The organism is Pseudomonas syringae group sp. J309-1, assembly GCF_032582135.1.
Lineage (GTDB): Bacteria > Pseudomonadota > Gammaproteobacteria > Pseudomonadales > Pseudomonadaceae > Aquipseudomonas > Aquipseudomonas quasicaspiana.
On record NZ_JAWHNU010000086.1, the window covers coordinates 1 to 18,978 of the forward strand.

Consider the following 18,978-nt stretch of genomic DNA (forward strand, 5'->3'; position numbering starts at 1 on the left):
GTATTTCTTGGTCATGGTGACTCCTCAATGGATATAGTTTCCCCTATTGAGGTGTCCGGGGTCATTAGACCAGCTCAATGCCATGCACATCGGGACGCTCTTACAGAAAAGCGTTTATCCAGTGGTTGTGGATGAGGTGCAGAACGCCCTCAAACACTGCCCTGCAGATTCTCGCGAAGCTTGAGCAGTTCACCTTGCAACGCTTGCAGTTGTTCTATTTCCAGGCCGCTTGCGGACAGGATGCAGCCGGGGACGGTCAGGGCTTTTTGCTGAAGGGCCCGGCCTTGTTCGGTCAGGTGCAGCAGCACAACCCGCTCATCTTCCTTGCTGCGGGTGCGACTGATAAAACCTTCGCCTTCCAGGCGTTTGAGCAGGGGCGTCAGCGAGCCCGGATCTGTCAGCAGCCGGGTGCTGACGTCGCCAACGGTCAAGCCGTCCTGTTCCCAGAGCACCATCATAGCCAGGTACTGCGGATAGGTCAGGCCTAACGCCTGCAGCAGTGGTTTGTAGACCTTGGTCATCAGCAAAGACGTGGAGTAAAGGGCGAAACACAGTTGGTTGTCGAGCTGCAACGCTTGGCAGTTACTGTCGGCAGTGGAGCTGGCGTCAGCGCTCATGGGGTGGTCCTCTTTTGCGTGTGTCATGCCGACAATTTAGTGCCGTGATCTTTGTTGCGCCAGATAAATTCCGGTCAGTCGCTGCACGCAACCAGCGATGGTTCGTGATCACGGGCATGAAAACCATCGCAATAGCGCACATCGGTTATTTGCCTGAGCAGCCAGACTGCGTAGCATGCGCGCATTGTTTGAGAAGGGATTGCGGCGTGATTGAAGTGGTGATGTTCGTAGCGTTGGGTGCCGCCATGGGCACTCTGGGTGGGTTGTTCGGTATTGGGGGCGGCCTGGTTGCGATTCCCGCTTTAGGCGTGCTGTTCGGGCTTGATCAACAACTGGCTCAGGGCACCGCTTTGTTGATGGTATTGCCTAACGTGCTGTTGGCGCTGTGGCGTTACAACCAGCGCAATCGTATCTCCATGCGCAACGCCATGATGCTGATCATCCCCAGTTTCTGTCTGGCGTGGCTGACATCGTTGTGGGCGGTACGCCTTGATCCGCAGCACATGCGCCTGGCGTTCATTGCCTTTCTGATTTTGCTCACGGTCTTCAATCTGGCGCAGATGTTCTGGCGCAAGGATAACGCCAGTACCGGGTTGCGCCACGTTAATCGGCTCTGGTTGCTAGGGATAGGTTCGGGCGTCACCGGAGGCCTGTTCGGCGTCGGTGGTGGAGTGATTGCCACGCCGATTCTGACCAGTTTTTTTGGTGCGAGCCAAGTGGTTGCGCAAGGACTGGCTTTGGCGCTGGCTGCCCCGAGTACAGCCATCACCTTGTTTACTTACGCGCTGCATGACCACGTCAATTGGAGCATGGGCATTCCGCTGGCCGTGGGTGGCCTGGCCAGCATCAGTTGGGGCGTAAAGCTGGCGCATTCGCTGCCCGAGCGTTTGCTGCGCTCGCTGTTCTGCGGCTTCCTGGTGGTCTGTGCGGTCATTCTGGCCTTCAAAGCCTGAACGCTTAAAGCCTGAATCCTTCGGCGATGTGTTCCGCGAGACATTCGGTGATGGGCGACGGGTTTTTCGGATTACGCAGCAGGACGATGCTCGCCAGCGGTAGCTGCGGCATCTGTTCGGCTTCGCCAATGATGCGTAAATCAGGGGTTAGCAGACTTTCCAGTTGTGCGGTCACGGCCAGGCCGGCTGTAACTACCGCGCTGATCGCCGCCAGACTCGCACTCGTGTAGGCAATCCGATAATCGCGTTGCATGGTGTCCAGCGCATTGCAGGCCCACGTTCGGCAAAAACAGTCGGTGTTGAACATCGCCAAAGGCATCGGACTTTGTTCGTGAGGATAAAAGCCTTGAGCAACCATCCAGACAAATCGCTCCTGACGCAGGATCTGACCGATCTCGGTATCGGGTTCGCGAGTAACGATACTCAGGTCCAGATCCTGGCGCAGGAGCAATTGTTTTGAAGGTTCACAGTGCACTTCAATCTGCACCAGCGGATAGGCCTGCGCAAATCGCTGCAGAATGCCGGGTAAAAAACGCATGACGTAGTCGTCCGGTGAACCAATCTTCACCACGCCCACCATGTGCGGCTCGCGCAGGGTGTTGAAGACCTCTCCGTGCAGCTTCAGGATCCGCCGCGCATAACCCAGTAGCACTTGCCCCTCAATCGTCAGGCTGACGGTGCGTCCATCCTTCTGGAAGAGGGGACGCTGGATGAGATCTTCCTCCAGACGCTTCATCTGCATGCTGACGGCCGATTGAGTACGGTTCACCACTTCGCCCGCGCGGGTAAACCCACCGTGATCGGCAATAGCGACAAACGTGCGAAGGAGCTCGGTGTCGATGCTTGGGTAGCTGGTCAATGCATCAATCTCTCAAATGGAACGTATAAAAAACATTCGTTTGATTGATCTTAACGCTGGCGCGAGACTCTAGCCATCCCACATGGAGGGCAAGATGATGAAAGGTCAAAAAGGTTACGTGCTGGTGTTGAAAGCCCAATCCCGTGATTCCTGGATCGAGCGCCTGCTCAGGTCGATAAGGAGACGCGCTTCCCGCTGGTCCGAACTGCATCGCCAGCGTCGGCAATTGGCAAGCTTGAGTGACGCTGCACTGAAGGATCTTGGTTTGAGTCGGGCGGATGTCTATCAGGAAACCGGGCAGCACTTCTGGAAAGACCCGATGAAGCGCTGATGTTGGCTGTAACCACTGTAGGAGCTGCCGAAGGCTGCGATGGCGGTGTGTCAAAGGTATGCAATCGCAGCCTTCGGCAGCTCCTACAAGTCTTGGGTTTGCCTGAGGCCTAGCGTTTAACCTGCTTCAACGTCTCCGCAATCAGAAACGCCAGCTCCAGCGACTGATCAGCATTCATCCGTGGGTCGCAGTGGGTGTGGTAACGATCCGACAAGCCATCTTCAGTAATCGGCCGGGCGCCGCCAATGCATTCAGTGACGTTCTGCCCGGTCATTTCGATATGAATGCCGCCGGCATACGTGCCTTCAGCCTGATGCACCTGGAAGAACTGTTTCACCTCGCCAAGGATCTGCGCAAAGTCGCGCGTTTTGTAGCCGCTGCTGGCCTTGATCGTATTGCCATGCATCGGGTCGGAGCTCCACAGCACTTTGCGGCCTTCACGTTCAACGGAACGTATCAACTGCGGCAAGTGGTCGCCAACCTTGTTCGCGCCCATGCGGGCGATCAGGTTGAGGCGGCCAGGGTCGTTGTCCGGATTGAGGGTGTCGATCAGGCGAATCAAGTCATCGGGGTTCATGCTTGGGCCGACTTTCACGCCAATCGGGTTGTTCACCCCGCGCAGGAACTCCACATGAGCGCCGTCCAATTGCCGGGTACGGTCGCCGATCCACAGCATGTGCGCCGAACAATCGTAGTAGTCGTTGGTCAGGCTGTCGCGCCGCACAAAGGCTTCTTCATAGTTCAGCAGCAGCGCTTCGTGGGCGGTGAAGAAACTGGTTTCACGCAGTTGCGGCGAGCTGTCCATCCCGCAGGCGCGCATGAACGCCAGGGTTTCATCAATGCGGTCGGCCAGTTGGCTGTACTTCTCGGCCAAGGCTGAGTTGGCGATGAAGTCCAGGTTCCATTTGTGGACTTGATGCAGGTCGGCGAAACCGCCCTGGGCGAAGGCACGCAGCAGGTTCAGGGTTGCAGTGGACTGGTTGTAGGCCTGAATCAGTCGGTCCGGGTCCGGAACGCGGCTTTTTTCATCGAAGCCGATGGCGTTGACGATATCGCCCCGATACGCGGGAAACGTCACGCCGTCGATGGTTTCATCGTTGGCTGAGCGGGGTTTGGCGAACTGACCGGCCATGCGACCGACTTTCACAACCGGGCACCCGGCAGCAAAGGTCATGACGATTGCCATCTGCAGCAAGACTTTGAATGTGTCGCGAATCTTGGCCGCGGAGAACTCGACGAAGCTCTCGGCGCAATCACCGCCCTGCAACAGGAAGGCGCGGCCCTGAGTCACCTCGGCAAACTGTCGGCGCAACTCTCTGGCCTCGCCGGCAAATACCAGCGGCGGATAGCTTGCCAGTGTCTGCTCGACCTTTAACAAGTGCGCAGCATCGGGGTATTGAGGTTGCTGCTGAATAGGCAATGCCCGCCAGCTGTCGGGGCTCCAGGGTTGGCTCATCATGAACTCAAGGTCAGTGCGATCGGATCAGCATGTTAGCAGTTCGCCGAGCTGTCGCTAGCGTCCAAGGGATAATCGGAGCGCGGTTACGGCAGTAGCGCTAGCGCCATCAAAGAGAAAGAGCGTGACCTTGTGACTGCGGTTGATCGACAATTCGCTTTTTGCGCGGTCCTGCGACTGCATCAACAGGCCAGACTTGGGCTCGCCGTTAGGAGAAACAATGACTGAGGAGCGGGTGGAGCGGATTCTGGCCGAGGTGCACGACGATTTCGGCATGATTCGCGTGCTGGAGGTCGACGACTACCGCTTTCTGGAATTCGGCGATGCCATCGAGCAAAGCTGCACCTTCACGGCCGATCCGAGCTGGCTTGAGTACGACTACACCCGGGCGATGCTGATTGGCGCGTTGTGTCACGACGCCCCGGAAAGCGCGCTGTTTCTGGGGCTGGGGGCGGGTACGCTGACTCAGGCTTGCCTGAAGTTTTTGCCGCTGGAAGATGTCGAGGCCATCGAATTGCGCCCTGACGTGCCGCGTCTGGCTATTGAATTCATGGGGCTGGATGACGATCCCCGGTTGTATATCCGCATTGGCGATGCGCTTGAACTGCTGCACACCGCCGAACCGGCTGACCTGATTTTCGTCGACCTTTATACCGATGTTGGCCCCGGTGTTGGGCATCTGGCCTGGAAATTCCTTGAGAACTGTCAGAAACGTCTGAATTCAGGAGGCTGGCTGGTGATCAATCAGTGGGCCTCGGATGACGGCAAACCGTTGGGCGCGGCGCTATTTCGTGGTCTCTACCACCGGCACTACTGGGAGCTGCCGGTGAAGGAGGGCAACGTTATTCTTATTGTTCCTGCCGATCTGGATCAGGAGCTGGACGTTGCATCGCTGAATGCCCGTGCTGAAGAACTGGCACCACGCCTTGGTTACTCGCTGGCATCCTTGATCAAGGATCTGCGCCCGGCAACCTTAAGACATAGCCTTCAGGCGTTGCCCATGTCGGCACACGGCGAACGATCTTTGGGGCGCATTTCTGTAGCAGCTGCCGATGGCTGCGATGCTCTTATCCTGACACACCGCCATCGCAGCCTTCGGCAGCTCCTACAGGCCCAATGCCTGCTGCGCGACAGCGCTGTGTCACGGATACTGTGGGACTCAGATCACACGCCTTTAAAGACACCGGGCCTGCGCTCTTGCATGGCAAGCAGGCCTTCTTTGGCGTCCTCGGTACTCATCAGGTGGTTGACCATGGCAGGTAGCGCCTGGGCGGCGACTGTTTCTCCTTCGAGCACCGCCTGACGGGCGGAGGCGATCGTTGCGCGAATCGCCAGCGGTGCCTGTTCTGCGATGCGCCCGGCCAGCAGCAAGGCGTAGGGCAGAAGGTCTTCCGGGGCCGTGACTTCCTGCACCAGCCCCATGCGACAGGCTTCCTGGGCATCGAATTCGTCACCGGTCAGCAGCCAGCGCATCGCATTGCCCCAACCGGCGATCTGATGCAGACGTAATGTGGCGCCACCAAAGGCGAATATCCCGCGATGGACTTCCAGTTGCGCAAAGCGGGTCGTGCTCGCGCACAGATTGATATCCGACGCCAACATCAGCTCAATGCCCAGGGTCAGGCAGTAACCCTGAGCGGCAACGATCACCGGTTTGCTGACCCGGGGGCCTGAGAACACGCCCCAAGGGTCACAACCGCCTTCGGGCACCTGCCAGCCATTGATCAGCGCCGGACCGGCTTCGGCCAGATCCAGCCCGGCAGTGAAATGCTCACCATGGGCAAAAACCACCAGGACTCTGGCCTGATCCTCGCGTTCGTATTCACCGTAAGCCAGGCTTAGCTGGTTGAGCAGCTCAAGATCGAAGGCGTTGCGTTTGGCGACACGATCCAGGCCGATGAGCATCACGTGGTCGTGCAGTTCACGGCTGACACGGCCTTTTATAGAGGAAGTCATGTAGGAAGTCCCTGCGCATGGAGTAGGATCGGAGGCGGACTGTCTGAGTGATCAGGTGAACCGTTTAAGCAGTTTCTCCCGTAAACCCGGGCCTGTAGCAAAATAGCCACTGTTGTCGGTTTGCGCAAAGCCTGTAGGTCTTGGGCATTGGCCATGATTGGTAGTGAAAAAAATCCTCACTTTTTTGCGTAATTCCGGTATAGTGCGCGCCGGTCTTTAACAGGGCCCTCGTCAAGGTATTGCAATTCCCCGAAGCCAGCTTCGGCTGCTTGTTCGCTGTGCGAACTATCCTAGGCGATCCATTCATCAAACGTTTTCGCAAATCCCCGCCGACAGAGCAGCCAGGGTGACTTTAGGGTCGTACACGGCACGCGCAGCTTTGGAGCATGGGTCTTTGCGGATGCACTAGAGGCAGACCCATGACCCAGGAATTCGGCGGCTTCGCCGCTTTTGAACTTCATCCAAATATCCTTGCAGCCGTTATCGCCACTGGCTACGAAGAGCCTTCGGCCATTCAGCAGCAGTCGATCCCGATTATCATGGCCGGCCATGACATGATCGGCCAGGCGCAAACCGGTACGGGTAAAACCGCCGCGTTCGCACTGCCAATCCTGCATCGTATCGACCCAAGCAAGCGCGAGCCGCAAGCACTGATTCTGGCGCCGACTCGCGAACTGGCCCTGCAGGTTGCTACCGCTTTCGAAACCTACGCCAAGCAAATGCCGGGCGTTACCGTAGTGGCTGTCTACGGCGGTGCGCCGATGGGCCCGCAACTGAAAGCAATCCGCAATGGCGCACAAATCGTTGTCGCCACGCCGGGCCGTCTGTGCGATCACCTGCGTCGTGACGAGAAAGTCCTCGCGACCGTGAACCACCTGGTTCTCGACGAAGCGGACGAAATGCTCAAGCTGGGCTTCATGGACGACCTGGAAGTTATCTTCAAGGCCATGCCGGAAACCAAGCAGACCGTTTTGTTCTCGGCTACTTTGCCGCAATCGATCCGTGCCATCGCCGAGCGCCACCTGCGCGATCCGAAGCACGTTAAGATTCAGACCAAGACCCAGACCGTTACCGCGATCGAGCAGGCTCACCTGCTGGTTCACGCTGACCAGAAGACCTCAGCTGTACTGAGCCTGCTGGAAGTCGAAGATTTCGACGCCCTGATCATGTTCGTACGCACCAAGCAAGCGACCCTGGATCTGGCAAGTGCCCTTGAAGCCAAAGGCTACAAGGCTGCTGCACTGAACGGTGACATTGCCCAGAACCAGCGTGAGCGCGTTATCGACTCCCTCAAGGATGGCCGCCTGGACATCGTTGTAGCGACCGACGTTGCTGCACGTGGTCTGGACGTTCCGCGCATCACTCACGTATTCAACGTTGACATGCCGTACGACCCAGAGTCCTACGTTCACCGTATCGGCCGTACTGGCCGTGCCGGTCGCGAAGGTCGTGCACTGCTGCTGGTGACTCCACGTGAGCGCCGCATGCTGCAAGTGATCGAGCGTGTAACCGGTCAGAAAGTTGCTGAAGTCCGCCTGCCGGATGCTCAGGCTGTTCTCGATGCCCGCATCAAGAAACTGACCAACAGCCTGTCGCCACTGGTTGGCGATGCCGAGTCGACTCACGGCGAACTGCTGGATCGTCTGACTGCCGATATCGGTTGCAGCCCGCGCGCCCTGGCCGCTGCTCTGCTGCGCAAAGCTACCAACGGTCAGGCTCTGACCCTGGCAGCCATCGAGCGCGAGCGCCCACTGGTGCCGAACAACGCACCGCGTGAGCGTAGTGATCGTTCGTCGTCGGATCGTCCAGAGCGCAGTGGTGATCGTGAGCGTCGCGCTCCGGTTCCATTGGCTGAAGGTCGTGCTCGTTGCCGTACCGCGCTGGGTGCGCGTGATGGTATCGCTGCCAAGAACCTGCTGGGTGCAATCCTCAACGAAGGCGGCCTGGCCCGCGAAGCAATCGGCCGCATCCAGGTGCGCGACAGCTTCAGCCTGGTTGAACTGCCGGAAGATGGCCTTGAGCGTCTGTTGACCAAACTCAAGGACACCCGCGTTGCAGGCAAGCAGTTGAAGCTGCGTCGCTATCGCGAAGATTGATCAGCGCTTGAGTTGATCGTCTGAAATAAAAAATCCCCGACTGGTTCGGGGATTTTTTTGTCTGGGTTTCCTGCTTCTGTAGGAGCTGCCGAAGGCTGCGATGGTGGTGCATCAGGAATATCGTCCCGCAGCCTTCGGCAGCTCAGATTGGCGTCAGGTCTGTGGCCTTACCCAAACCTGTAAATATCCATTCCCAGTGCTCCCATCGTGAAGCCTTTGTGCGCCACGCTGAATTCACCACCGGCACCCCGGGCGAAATACAGCGGCAGCAAATGCTCATCGCTTGGGTGACTGCGCACGGCGTTGGGGGCTTGTGCCCGGTAGTCATGCAATGCGCCCTCATCATTGCTGCCCAGCTTCTCTATCATCCAGTCGCGAAACGCTTTGGCCCATGGCTCTACGCTTTCCGATCCGGCATGCCAGTCCAGTTCACCAAGATTGTGGGTGATGCTGCCCGAGCCGATAATCAATACACCCTGATCACGCAGACTGGCCAGCGCCCGGCCGACGCGAGTCTGCAGTGCCGGGCCTTCGCGGCTGGGCAGGGAAACCTGAACAACAGGGATGTCGGCATCGGGATACATCAGAGACAGTGGCACCCACACACCATGATCAAAAGGTCGTTGGCTGTTAGTGCGCGCTGCCAGTCCGGCAGCCTGCAACAGCCCCAGGACTTCAGCGCTCAACGTTGGCAAGCCGGGAGCGGGGTACTGCACCGCAAACAGGGCCGCGGGGAAACCGCCGAAGTCATGCCAGGTTTCCGGCTGTGGGTTAGCGTTGACCAGCAGCTCCTGGCTTTCCCAGTGAGCTGAAACAATAACAATCGCCTTGGGCCTGGGCATCTCGGCTGCGAGACGCAACAGGGCCGGGCCGCTTTCGCCGGGTTCCAGCGCAAGCATCGGCGAGCCGTGGGAGATAAACAGGCTGGGGAACATAGCGGGCGTCCTGAGCGTTAAGATGACGCCATCTTCAGTCAGATCATTGATCTAAATCTAATATAAGTTTTAGCGCCTTTTAATCGAATTATAAGGAGTATTCATGCAGGCCGAATTTTGGCACGAGCGGTGGGCGGCCAACCAGATTGGTTTCCATCAGCAGCAGGCGAACCCCTTGCTTCAGCAGTTCTGGCCGGAGCTGGCGATCGGGCAGGATGGACGTGTTTTGGTGCCCTTATGCGGCAAGAGCCTTGATCTGGTCTGGCTGGCGGAGCAGGGGCATAAGGTATTGGGTGTCGAGCTGTCGGAAAAAGCGGTCCAGGCGTTTTTCAGCGAGCAACATATTGAACCTGTCATCAGCCAGCGTGGCGCGTTCAAAGTGTACGGCTGCGCAGGGATCGCGTTGTGGTGCGGTGACTTCTTTGCGTTGCGGGCTGAGGATGTAGCGGGGTGTACGGCGCTTTATGATCGCGCCGCATTGATTGCCTTGCCGCCTGCAATGCGTGAGCGATATGTCGCACACCTGGCGTCGGTATTGCCTGCTGAATGCCAAGGGCTGCTGATTACGCTGGATTACGATCAGGCAAAGATTGATGGGCCGCCGTTCTCTGTTCCGGACGAGGAGGTGCAGCGATTGATGGCCGAGGGCTGGAAGCTGGACATATTGCAGACCAGCGATGTTCTCAAGGGCAGTGTGAAATTTGAGCAGCGCGGTGTGGAACGCCTGGAAGAGCGGGTTTATCGTTTGGTTCGACGTTGAAAAGGCGCTGATGCGCGGCAAACGATTGACCTGTACGAGCTGCCGAAGGCTGTGATGGCGGTATGTCAGGATGAATGCCTCGCAGCCTTCGGCAGCTCCACAGGTTATGTACTCGCATAAAAAAACCGGCGCTAAGGCCGGTTTTCTATGCAGGTCGATCAACCGCGGCGGCGCAGTGCCTCGATACGATCTTCCAGAGCCGGGTGGCTCATGAACAGCGCAGCCAGACCGCTCTTCAGGCCACCGTTGATGCCGAACGCCGTCAGGCTGTCAGGCATCTGCACCGGCACGCCCTGTTCGGAGCGCAGGCGTTGCAGGGCGCCGATCATGGCGCTGGTGCCTGCCAGTCGGGCACCGGCTTCGTCAGCGCGGTATTCGCGTTTGCGCGAGAACCACATGACGATGGCGCTGGCCAGGAAGCCCAGAACCAGTTCGGCAAAGATCGTCGTCACGTAGTAAGCAATGCCCTGACCGTTTTCGGTCTTGAAGATCACCTTGTCGACGAAGTTACCGATGATGCGGGCGAAGAACATTACAAAGGTGTTCACCACGCCCTGCACCAGCGCCAGAGTCACCATGTCGCCATTGGCAACGTGGCCGATTTCGTGGGCCAGTACCGCTTTCACCTCATCAGGTGAGAAGCGCTCCAGCAGACCCTGGCTGACAGCGACCAGTGCATCATTCTTGTTCCAGCCTGTGGCGAAAGCGTTGGCTTCGTAGGCAGGGAAGATCCCGACTTCCGGCATCTTGATACCAGCGTCGCGGGACAGTTGCTCGACGGTTTGCACCAGCCATTGTTCATGGCGGGTACGCGGCTGGGTGATGATCTGGGTGCCGGTGCTCATTTTCGCCATCCACTTGGAGATGAACAGCGAGAACAGCGAGCCGGCGAAACCAAATACAGCGCAGAAGATCAGCAGCTGATTGAGGTTCAGATCAACCCCATTGGCCGCCATGAACCCGTTGAAGCCAAAAAGGCTCAGGGTGATGCTGGCAATCAGCACGACCGCCAGGTTAGTGGCCAAAAACAGCAAAATGCGCATCATGGTTTGGATGTTCTCCTGTGACGAATATGTAACGCGTTGCGGGGTATATAAGGTGATGTCAGCGGCTATTCAACCTGACGACTATTTCAAACTGTGTCGTCTGGCGCGAACCAGTAGCATTCGCTTTAGGCAAACAGGTTCCGGCCCAGAGCGGCTGGCTCTGAACGCTGTTACGCGCAGATTGTTTTTTTGTATTGCGGCACGAGCGCGGTACAGCAAAAGCGATCCCTTGCTCAGGAATCGCTATGACCGCAAAGAGAGGGCAGGAATTCCCGTCGGGCGCAGTTTATGCGCCGCAGCGGGTCCTGGGGTTACTGACGATAGGTCTTCAGGAAGTTGCCGATGCGACCAATGGCCTGATCCAGGTCGTCGACGCGCGGCAGGGTGACCACGCGGAAGTGATCAGGCCATGGCCAGTTGAAGGCAGTGCCTTGAACGATCAGCAGCTTTTCCGACAGAAGCAGGTCAAGGGCGAACTTCTCGTCGTTGTGGATCGGGCAGACCTTCGGATCGATCCGCGGGAACGCATAAAGTGCGCCCATCGGCTTCACGCAGCTGACGCCGGGAATATCGTTGAGCAGTTCCCAGGTGCGGTTGCGTTGCTCCAGCAGGCGGCCTGCTGGCAACACCAGATCGTTGATGCTCTGGTAGCCGCCCAATGCGGTTTGAATGGCGTGCTGACTCGGCACGTTTGCGCACAGGCGCATATTGGCCAGGATGTCGATGCCTTCGATGTAGCTCTGCGCGTTGTGTTTAGGGCCGGAGATGGCTACCCAGCCTGAGCGGAAGCCTGCCACGCGATAGGATTTGGACAGGCCGTTGAACGTCAGGCACAGCAGATCGGGTGCCAGCGAGGCGGTGCAGATGTGCACGGCATCGTCATAGAGAATCTTGTCGTAGATCTCGTCGGAAAAGACCACGAGATTATGCTGGCGCGCCAGTTCGAGCATGCCTTCCAGTACTTCTTTGGAGTACACGGCACCGGTCGGGTTGTTCGGGTTGATGATCACCATGGCTTTGGTGTTCGGGGTGATCTTGGCCTTGATATCGGCCAGATCAGGCCACCAGTTAGCCTGCTCGTCGCACAGGTAGTGCACCGGGTTGCCGCCGGCCAGACTGACGGCTGCGGTCCACAGTGGATAGTCTGGAGCCGGGATCAGTACTTCATCGCCATTGTTGAGCAATGCCTGCATCGACATCACGATCAGCTCGGAGACGCCGTTGCCCAGGTAGATGTCTTCGATGCCGACGCCTTCAACCTGCTTCTGCTGGTAATACTGCATGACGGCCTTGCGCGCACTGAACAGGCCTTTGGAGTCGCTGTAGCCTTGAGCGGTCGGCAGGTTGCGGATCACGTCCTGCAGAATTTCGTCCGGCGCTTCGAAACCAAATGGCGCCGGGTTGCCGATGTTCAGCTTGAGGATGCGATGGCCTTCCTCTTCCAGGCGTTTGGCGTGCTTGAGCACTGGGCCGCGAATGTCATAGCAGACGTTGGCGAGCTTGTTCGATTTGCTGAACTGCATGGTGATTGATCCCGAAAATGGACGAGCCGTAGCGAGCTGGAAATCTGGTTCGTCGGGTATGACGCCGTAAAAATGAGTTTGTATGGTCGAAACGTGAGTGACAGACTGGCGCCTAATGAGGCGCAATGATACGTGCCACCTGATCTATGGAGAAGATACAGATCAGGCTTTTTCGACTGCGGAGGTGTACCTGTGGAAAAGTTGGACAAGACGCTGGAAGAATGGCGGGCCATGCTTGACCCGGAGCAGTACAACGTTTGCCGCCTAAAGGGCACCGAACGTCCGTTCTCCGGCAAATACAACAGCACCAAAACCGATGGCGTCTATCATTGCATCTGTTGCAACGAACCGCTGTTTGACTCTTCTACCAAGTTTGATTCCGGTTGCGGCTGGCCGAGTTTCTACGCGCCGCTTGAAGGCAGCGCAGTGGTCGAAGTGCGCGATGTCAGCCACGGCATGATTCGCACTGAAGTGGTTTGCGCCAAATGTGACGCGCATCTGGGTCACGTATTTCCTGATGGCCCACCGCCTACCGGCCTGCGTTACTGCATCAACTCGGTGTGCCTGGACTTGGTGCCCCGCGAAGCTTGAAAGATGTCTCGCCCTGCATGCTTGATTTGTGGGAGCTGAGCTTGCTCGCGATGAGGCTGGACGCGATCTAAATTGAACCGCGCCCAGCCTTATCGCGAGCAAGCTCAGCTCCCACAAGTTTTATCGCATTTCAAATTGCGATCGCGGGGGAGTGTAACCGTCCAAAGTTGCTTATAAGAACCTATCACTCCCGGAAATTGAGATGCGCGCCAGTCAATGGCGCGCTAATTTCAGGACCCGCTTTTCATCAAGGATCACTGTCATGAGCTCCAATCTGCTGAGCATTCCGGTTACGACGATCAAGGGTGAATCGAAAACCCTCGCCGACTTTTCCGGCAAGGCTGTGCTGGTGGTCAATACCGCAAGCAAGTGCGGTTTTACCCCGCAGTACGAAGGGCTTGAAAAGCTCTGGCAGGACTACAAGGACCAGGGGCTGGTCGTACTGGGCTTTCCCTGCAATCAGTTTGGCAAGCAGGAGCCGGGTAACGAAGGGGCTATTTCGGAATTCTGTGAGTTGAATTTCGGGGTAAGTTTTCCGCTGTTCAAGAAAATCGATGTCAATGGCAGCGATGCCCACCCGCTGTTCGTCCAGTTGAAGAAGCAGGCGCCGGGTTTACTCGGGTCCGAGCGCATCAAGTGGAACTTCACCAAGTTTCTCATTGGCAAGGACGGTCAGTTGGTCAAACGTTTCGCACCGCTGACCAAGCCCGAGGACCTGAAAAGCGAAATCGAGACGCTGCTCAAATAGTCATTTCACCGGTAGCCACTGTTCCAGCAGGCTGACCAGATCGGAACGGCGAAACGGCTTGGCCAGATAATCACTCATGCCTGCCGCCCGGCAGCGTTCGCGCTCTTCGGGCATGGCATTGGCAGTCAGCGCAATGATCGGCAGTTGTGGCCAGCGTCCGCATTGGCGGATCTGGCGGCTGGCTTCGTAGCCATCCATGACCGGCATGTTGCAGTCCATCAGCACCAGATCGAACTCGTGAAGTTCAAGCTGCTCCAGCGCTTCGCCGCCGTGGCTGCTGACAATCACCTCACAGCCCAGTTTGCTCAGTATCCCTCGGGCTACCAATTGATTGACCGGGTTGTCTTCCACCAGCAGGATTTTGGCCGGGCGCAAGGTCTTGCTGTCGGCCGCTTCCGTATCCCGGTCGGGAGTCTGCTCGGGTTGCAGGATCCGACACAGGCTTTGATAAAGGGCATTACGTGCCAGCGGTCGAGCATGTTGCTGCAGGGGGGCGAGGGCGCTGACCTGTTCGCTTGGCATGAAGTTGCCGTAGGCAGTCACCAGCAGAATGGGCACATCAATCGTCGGGCGCATGCCAAACAGGCATTCCGGGCAATCGGTGATCACCAGATCAGGACTGCTCCTGGGGTCCATATTCAGCACGTTGTCATCCATGCTCCATCGCTGAAAATCGATACCCCATTCAGGCAGCAAATTGCCCAGTAGCTCAACAAGCCCGCTGCCCGCGTTGCTGACAACCACGACGCGGCCTTTTAGAGGCGTCGGAGTAATGGTGGCCTGATGGATGGGCAGTGGCAGGTCTGCGCAGAATTGACTGCCGAATCCTGACTCCGAATGAATACTCAATTGCCCTGACATGGCTTCACACAGGTTATGGGTCAAAGCCAGACCCAATCCGGTGCCACCAAATTGCCGGGTAATCGCCGCTTCTGCCTGGGTAAATGGCTGGAAAATCCTTGCCTGTGCTTCCTGTGCGATACCGATGCCGGTATCCCGCACTTCAATGCGCACGCTGTTTTCCAGGGTGTCAGTATCCTGATAGTTGCTCAGTCGCACATCCACCCGGCCAAAACGGGTGAATTTCAGCGCGTTTGAAAGCAGGTTGCTGACGATTTGTCGGACCCGTGTCGGATCACCCACCACCAGAGCCGGAAATTGCGTATCAATGAAGCAGGTCAGCTCGACGCTGGGCGCCGCATTCTGTGACAGCAGGTTGGCGGTGTCCTCTACCAACGCGCCGAGATCGAAGGGGATGCGCTCGACCTGCAAGTGACCCGCGTTGAATTTGGACATGTCGAGTATGTCGTTGAGCAGTTCCACCAGCACCTTGCCCGAGTCGTGGGCAATCGACAGTTGCTGACGCTGTTCGGCGCTCAGGGGGCTGTCCAGCGCCAGGGCGAGCATGCCTAGCAGCCCGTTGAGTGGCGTGCGGATTTCATGGCTCATGTTCGCCAGAAACGCGGTGCGGGCCTGAGCCATGTCCAGCGCCGTACTGCGAGCGATTTTCAGCTCTTCATTGGACTTGCTCAGCCTTTCGTTGCTGGCCTTCAATTCAGTGGTACGGGCTGAAACGATGTCTTCCAGTTCATTGCGGTGTGCCGTCAGGCGGTCTTCGGCTTCAACCCGCCGCGCCAGTTCTGAAGCGATGTTTGCAAACTGGCGGTTGGCGACATCTACCAGTACGCCGATTTCATCGTTTTCGTGCTTTGGTGGGCATCGCAGTGGTGTGGGAGTAGGGTTGCTTGAATCGCGTGTGGCCAGAGCCCGTATCACGTCAACCAGGGGTTTGGTCAGTGTCATGTAGAACAGCAGGGTCAGCACGCCCGCCAGAATCAGGCTGCGCATGAAGCCATTGAGCAGCGTGATGCCCGAGCGCTGCAGGAAATGATTACCGAAGGCAAAGGTGTCGACGTTCAGGCGCAGCGTGCCAATCGGTTCGTTGGGTAAGTGCGCCAGGTTCAAGGTGTCTTCGAACTGGCGGCTTTCGCCAAACAGGAAGTCGCTGACAAACCGGTAGCGACTTTGCGCGAAGGGGCGTTCGACGCTGGAAAGCACCACATTGTTGTTGTCGGTCAATCTGGCGCCCGCCACCGCCGGGGATTGCAACAGGCCCAGGGTCAGTTCCTGAGCCAGCTCGGCGTCGATGTTGTAGGCAATGCGTGAGGCCGGGTTGTGGCTGATTTCCAGCAGAGAGCGAATTTCACGATTGATGGACGCATCTTCGCTGGCATAATCGATGGCAATTTGTATCAGGCTCAGCAACATCCCCAGAATGAAGCCGAGCAAAACTGTCAGGCGGGCCTGTTTATACGAGAGCCGTTGAGTAAACGCTATGTCCATGAGGGTATTGCCACTTCTGGTGTCCTTCGCGGGGGCAAGCATAGCTGATCGGCGCTGGCTCTCATCAAGCAACTTATAGTTAACTGAATTGAAATGAATATTTGCAGGGCTGGCATTAGCCGTGAAGGCGTTGGCACATCTTATCTACAGGTGTGACCGGAACCGCTTTCCTCACTGCTCAGGCCAGTCCCGTCGTGTTTACTGCGTGTTAATCAAGGAGCCATTGTGGACTCTCGCTTGAATGCTTTTCTCGAACGCGCCGACGCCGTACTGGCGCGGCTTGAACCGCTGCTGCCAGCGCCACGGGAAGCGGTCGACTGGTCACACTCCATGGCCGCGCGCTGGGTTCGTGAAGGCCGCAGCGGTTACCTGATGCCGCTTGAAGTCAGCCTCGACATGCGTTTGTCTGATCTGATCGGTGTCGATCTGCAACGTGAACAACTGGGTCGCAATACGCGTCAGTTCATCGACGGCCTTCCGGCCAACCATGCTTTGCTGTGGGGGTCGCGTGGGACAGGCAAGTCTTCGCTGATCCGTGCGCTACTCGCCGAGTACGCGAAGGCGGGCCTGCGGCTGATCGAAATCGAGCGCGATCATCTGGGCGATCTGCCGCGTGTCGTCGAGCAACTGCAAAAGCTGCCGCAGCGTTTTGTGCTGTTCTGCGATGACCTGTCTTTCGAGGCAGGGGAGAGCGATTACCGGGTTCTGAAGAGTGTGCTCGACGGTTCTCTCGAGCAGGCTCCGGACAACGTTCTGCTTTATGCCACGTCCAACCGTCGTCATCTGGTGCCGGAAAAGGAAAGCGACAATCTCAACTGGCAGCAAGTCGATGGCGAACTGCATCCAAGCGAGGCCGTAGAAGACAAGATTGCGCTGTCGGATCGCTTTGGGCTGTGGCTGTCGTTTTATCCGTTCACTCAGGAGCACTACCTGAACGTAGTGGAACACTGGATCACGCAACTTGCCCTGGCGGCCGGCCTGAGCTGGCAGCGTGATGAGGAACTGGACAAGCACGCGATCCGCTGGGCAACCGGACGGGGCAACCGCAATGGGCGGTGCGCCTATCAATTCGCACGTTATTGGGTAGGTTTGAAATTGTTGGAGCAACAACCATGATTGACTTGCAAAACACCGGTGCCGGGCTGGAAGGCTACGGTCTGTTGGCTGCGCAGCTGGAATCTCTATTGGCTGATGAGAAAGACTTTATCGCCAACGCCGCACAGTTCTCGGCTTTTTTGTATAGCCAGATTGATGATCTGAACTGGGCCGGCTTTTATCTCAACCGTGATGAAGAGTTGGTGCTGGGGCCGTTTCAGGGGCAAATCGCGTGTGTGCGCATCCCGTTTGGCCGCGGTGTGTGCGGCGCTGCTGCGCAAAGTCTGCAAACCCAGCGTGTCGAAGACGTGCATGAGTTTCCGGGGCACATTGCGTGCGACAGCGCATCGAACAGCGAGCTGGTGGTGCCGTTGGTGAAAGAGGGGCGCTTGATTGGGGTGTTGGATCTGGACAGTCCGAAGGTGGGGCGCTTTTCGGAGCAGGATCAGGCAGGCATTGAGCGATTGGCAGCGATCTTTCTGAAAGCAACGGACTGTTGAGTCCTGGTTGGCGCATCGCTCAGAGCGTATGCGCCAACCCGTCGTCTATCAGTCGTAGATGACTTTCTTCTTCCATTCCGATTCGGTGTCGTCCGCCTTCAGACCTTCGGTCAGAGCGTTGTCGTCGTCTGCGGTTGGCGCAATGTTGGTCAGTACCATGGAGTTGGCACGTGCCAGCTGTTTTTCCATGGCTATCAATGCGGCTTGATACGTCACAGGATCTGGCTGGTTCTTCAGGTACTGCACGCCGCGTTCAAACGCGAGACGCGCCTGACCAGGCTGGTCCTGCTGCAGTGCGGCCTGGCCCAGGTTGTTGAAGAATTCAATATGCAGCATCACCAGAATGTTGCGGATCTCGCGAATCCAGTGCTTGGCTTCGCTGGTTTGCAGAAATCCGTCATGTGCAGCGCGAGTGACCTGGCCATGCAGCGCTTCTAATAGAAAGCGAACATCTTTGGCCTTGGCTTCGGTGAGGATCGGGCTGGCCGGGTTGGTCACTGCAATGGCGTCGCCTTGTGCAACCAGGGTGTTCAGCTCGTCGACGCGGGTTTTGAGCTGTGCGCTGTTTTTATCCAGCGCCAGCATGCGCTGTACCACGTTGAGTTCCAGACGGGTCATCAGCAGCTTTAAAGCAGGGGTGACCAGTTGGCCCGGGAACGTTTCGGAAATTTCGGTGCAGCGACGCAGTCGGTCGCTGAGCTCGATCTTCGTTCGCGCTTTATCCAGCTTGGAGTTTTCTGCCACATGGTTGAGATAGCCGATCGCGATCAGGAGCGCAATGCCGGCTACTACCATCAGGGTAATCATCAGTGGAGTCACCGCGCGAACCTCTATATAGCTGTAGTCAGTAAATTTGAAGTGAGTGTAGTGGCTAAGCACTATTGCGCATAGATGCACTGCTTGTAGTTTGTCGGCCAATCCATAAATACCTGAAGCGCGCAGCGCCAGGCGGCTGGATAAAGCAGGCGAAGTCATTGATTTAGATAAATTTTCACATTGGGGTTGACGACCCCTCAATCCATCCATAGAATGCGCGCCACTTACAGCGTAAAGCACCTAGCGGAACGCAAGTTAAGTAGTGAAGTTGTACGTGTGTCCCCTTCGTCTAGTGGCCTAGGACACCGCCCTTTCACGGCGGTAACAGGGGTTCGAGTCCCCTAGGGGACGCC

17 protein-coding genes, 1 tRNA gene and 1 pseudogene are annotated in these 18,978 nt (G+C 57.4%); 10 read left to right on the plus strand and 9 right to left on the minus strand.

The window, feature by feature from the left end; translation table 11 throughout:
• Nucleotides 1-149: 149 nt before the first annotated feature.
• The gene (locus RX972_RS27540; protein WP_099267454.1) at nt 150-617 is read right to left on the minus strand and encodes a MarR family winged helix-turn-helix transcriptional regulator; all 468 of its coding nucleotides are present in this window, start codon (nt 615-617) and stop codon (nt 150-152) included.
• A gap of 206 nt (nt 618-823) precedes the next feature.
• On the opposite strand from RX972_RS27540, the gene RX972_RS27545 reads away from it, so the two are divergent.
• The gene (locus RX972_RS27545; RefSeq protein ID WP_027900560.1) at nt 824-1,570 is read left to right on the plus strand and encodes a sulfite exporter TauE/SafE family protein; all 747 of its coding nucleotides are present in this window, start codon (nt 824-826) and stop codon (nt 1,568-1,570) included.
• Nucleotides 1,571-1,574: 4 nt separating this feature from the next.
• On the opposite strand, the gene RX972_RS27550 is transcribed toward RX972_RS27545, so the two are convergent.
• Complete coding sequence (locus tag RX972_RS27550) at nt 1,575-2,429, minus strand: LysR substrate-binding domain-containing protein (protein ID WP_316880344.1); 855 nt, start codon at nt 2,427-2,429, stop codon at nt 1,575-1,577.
• 94 nt (nt 2,430-2,523) lie between these two features.
• Between RX972_RS27550 and RX972_RS27555 the strand changes: the two genes are divergently transcribed.
• Nucleotides 2,524-2,760 carry a DUF1127 domain-containing protein gene (locus tag RX972_RS27555; RefSeq protein ID WP_316880346.1) on the plus strand — a complete coding sequence of 79 codons (237 nt, stop codon included), beginning with the start codon at nt 2,524-2,526 and terminating at the stop codon, nt 2,758-2,760.
• A gap of 109 nt (nt 2,761-2,869) precedes the next feature.
• On the opposite strand, the gene RX972_RS27560 is transcribed toward RX972_RS27555, so the two are convergent.
• Nucleotides 2,870-4,216, minus strand: a complete 1,347-nt coding sequence (locus tag RX972_RS27560) for a class II 3-deoxy-7-phosphoheptulonate synthase (RefSeq protein ID WP_316880347.1) — start codon at nt 4,214-4,216, stop codon at nt 2,870-2,872.
• A gap of 220 nt (nt 4,217-4,436) precedes the next feature.
• Here RX972_RS27560 and RX972_RS27565 point away from each other — a divergent pair.
• Nucleotides 4,437-5,189, plus strand: a pseudogene (locus RX972_RS27565) (spermidine synthase); the annotation flags it as partial.
• 191 nt (nt 5,190-5,380) lie between these two features.
• Here RX972_RS27565 and RX972_RS27570 read toward each other — a convergent pair.
• Complete coding sequence (locus RX972_RS27570) at nt 5,381-6,172, minus strand: crotonase/enoyl-CoA hydratase family protein (RefSeq protein ID WP_316880350.1); 792 nt, start codon at nt 6,170-6,172, stop codon at nt 5,381-5,383.
• A 386-nt stretch (nt 6,173-6,558) separates the two neighbouring features.
• Here RX972_RS27570 and RX972_RS27575 point away from each other — a divergent pair, with 386 nt between their 5' ends.
• On the plus strand, nt 6,559-8,268 hold the full coding sequence (locus RX972_RS27575) for a DEAD/DEAH box helicase (RefSeq protein ID WP_200866102.1): 1,710 nt from the start codon (nt 6,559-6,561) through the stop codon (nt 8,266-8,268).
• Between the two features lie 167 nt (nt 8,269-8,435).
• Here RX972_RS27575 and RX972_RS27580 read toward each other — a convergent pair whose 3' ends face one another.
• Complete coding sequence (locus RX972_RS27580) at nt 8,436-9,203, minus strand: class III extradiol ring-cleavage dioxygenase (protein ID WP_316880354.1); 768 nt, start codon at nt 9,201-9,203, stop codon at nt 8,436-8,438.
• A gap of 103 nt (nt 9,204-9,306) precedes the next feature.
• Between RX972_RS27580 and RX972_RS27585 the strand changes: the two genes are divergently transcribed.
• Nucleotides 9,307-9,963, plus strand: coding sequence for a thiopurine S-methyltransferase (locus RX972_RS27585; RefSeq protein ID WP_316880357.1), 657 nt, complete (start codon nt 9,307-9,309; stop codon nt 9,961-9,963).
• A 158-nt stretch (nt 9,964-10,121) separates the two neighbouring features.
• Here the strand turns inward: RX972_RS27585 and htpX are convergent, their stop codons facing one another.
• Together htpX and RX972_RS27595 are read right to left on the minus strand one after the other, a co-directional pair.
• Nucleotides 10,122-11,009 carry a protease HtpX gene (htpX, locus tag RX972_RS27590; RefSeq protein ID WP_027902444.1) on the minus strand — a complete coding sequence of 296 codons (888 nt, stop codon included), beginning with the start codon at nt 11,007-11,009 and terminating at the stop codon, nt 10,122-10,124.
• 311 nt (nt 11,010-11,320) lie between these two features.
• On the minus strand, nt 11,321-12,532 hold the full coding sequence (locus RX972_RS27595; protein WP_255879791.1) for a pyridoxal phosphate-dependent aminotransferase: 1,212 nt from the start codon (nt 12,530-12,532) through the stop codon (nt 11,321-11,323).
• Between the two features lie 192 nt (nt 12,533-12,724).
• Here RX972_RS27595 and msrB point away from each other — a divergent pair, with 192 nt between their 5' ends.
• Complete coding sequence (msrB, locus tag RX972_RS27600) at nt 12,725-13,123, plus strand: peptide-methionine (R)-S-oxide reductase MsrB (protein WP_027902446.1); 399 nt, start codon at nt 12,725-12,727, stop codon at nt 13,121-13,123.
• A 262-nt stretch (nt 13,124-13,385) separates the two neighbouring features.
• On the plus strand, nt 13,386-13,871 hold the full coding sequence (locus RX972_RS27605; protein WP_316880360.1) for a glutathione peroxidase: 486 nt from the start codon (nt 13,386-13,388) through the stop codon (nt 13,869-13,871).
• On the opposite strand, the gene RX972_RS27610 is transcribed toward RX972_RS27605, so the two are convergent.
• Nucleotides 13,872-16,214, minus strand: coding sequence for a response regulator (locus tag RX972_RS27610; protein WP_316880362.1), 2,343 nt, complete (start codon nt 16,212-16,214; stop codon nt 13,872-13,874). It lies immediately after the preceding gene.
• 225 nt (nt 16,215-16,439) lie between these two features.
• Here RX972_RS27610 and RX972_RS27615 point away from each other — a divergent pair, with 225 nt between their 5' ends.
• Nucleotides 16,440-17,330: an ATP-binding protein gene (locus RX972_RS27615; protein ID WP_099267445.1), complete on the plus strand. Its 891-nt coding sequence runs from the start codon at nt 16,440-16,442 to the stop codon at nt 17,328-17,330.
• Nucleotides 17,327-17,809 (plus strand): GAF domain-containing protein, encoded by a 483-nt coding sequence (locus tag RX972_RS27620; protein ID WP_122704386.1) that lies wholly within the window; start codon nt 17,327-17,329, stop codon nt 17,807-17,809. Before RX972_RS27615 ends, RX972_RS27620 begins: the two co-directional genes overlap by 4 nt.
• Before the next feature lie 48 nt (nt 17,810-17,857).
• Here the strand turns inward: RX972_RS27620 and RX972_RS27625 are convergent, their stop codons facing one another.
• Nucleotides 17,858-18,616, minus strand: coding sequence for a hypothetical protein (locus RX972_RS27625; RefSeq protein ID WP_080238342.1), 759 nt, complete (start codon nt 18,614-18,616; stop codon nt 17,858-17,860).
• Between the two features lie 287 nt (nt 18,617-18,903).
• Here RX972_RS27625 and RX972_RS27630 point away from each other — a divergent pair.
• A tRNA-Glu gene (locus RX972_RS27630) sits at nt 18,904-18,976 on the plus strand.
• Nucleotides 18,977-18,978 lie beyond the last annotated feature (2 nt).

Bases quoted from the DNA above. Each gene is read 5' to 3' on its own strand.
- RX972_RS27540 (WP_099267454.1), bottom strand. From the start codon at position 617: ATGAGCGCTGACGCCAGCTCCACTGCCGACAGTAACTGCCAAGCGTTG.
- RX972_RS27555 (WP_316880346.1), top strand. From the start codon at position 2,524: ATGATGAAAGGTCAAAAAGGTTACGTGCTGGTGTTGAAAGCCCAATCC.
- RX972_RS27560 (WP_316880347.1), bottom strand. From the start codon at position 4,216: ATGAGCCAACCCTGGAGCCCCGACAGCTGGCGGGCATTGCCTATTCAG.
- RX972_RS27570 (WP_316880350.1), bottom strand. From the start codon at position 6,172: ATGACTTCCTCTATAAAAGGCCGTGTCAGCCGTGAACTGCACGACCAC.
- RX972_RS27575 (WP_200866102.1), top strand. From the start codon at position 6,559: ATGGGTCTTTGCGGATGCACTAGAGGCAGACCCATGACCCAGGAATTC.
- RX972_RS27580 (WP_316880354.1), bottom strand. From the start codon at position 9,203: ATGTTCCCCAGCCTGTTTATCTCCCACGGCTCGCCGATGCTTGCGCTG.
- RX972_RS27585 (WP_316880357.1), top strand. From the start codon at position 9,307: ATGCAGGCCGAATTTTGGCACGAGCGGTGGGCGGCCAACCAGATTGGT.
- htpX (WP_027902444.1), bottom strand. From the start codon at position 11,009: ATGATGCGCATTTTGCTGTTTTTGGCCACTAACCTGGCGGTCGTGCTG.
- RX972_RS27595 (WP_255879791.1), bottom strand. From the start codon at position 12,532: ATGCAGTTCAGCAAATCGAACAAGCTCGCCAACGTCTGCTATGACATT.
- RX972_RS27605 (WP_316880360.1), top strand. From the start codon at position 13,386: ATGAGCTCCAATCTGCTGAGCATTCCGGTTACGACGATCAAGGGTGAA.
- RX972_RS27610 (WP_316880362.1), bottom strand. From the start codon at position 16,214: ATGGACATAGCGTTTACTCAACGGCTCTCGTATAAACAGGCCCGCCTG.
- RX972_RS27620 (WP_122704386.1), top strand. From the start codon at position 17,327: ATGATTGACTTGCAAAACACCGGTGCCGGGCTGGAAGGCTACGGTCTG.
- RX972_RS27625 (WP_080238342.1), bottom strand. From the start codon at position 18,616: ATGATTACCCTGATGGTAGTAGCCGGCATTGCGCTCCTGATCGCGATC.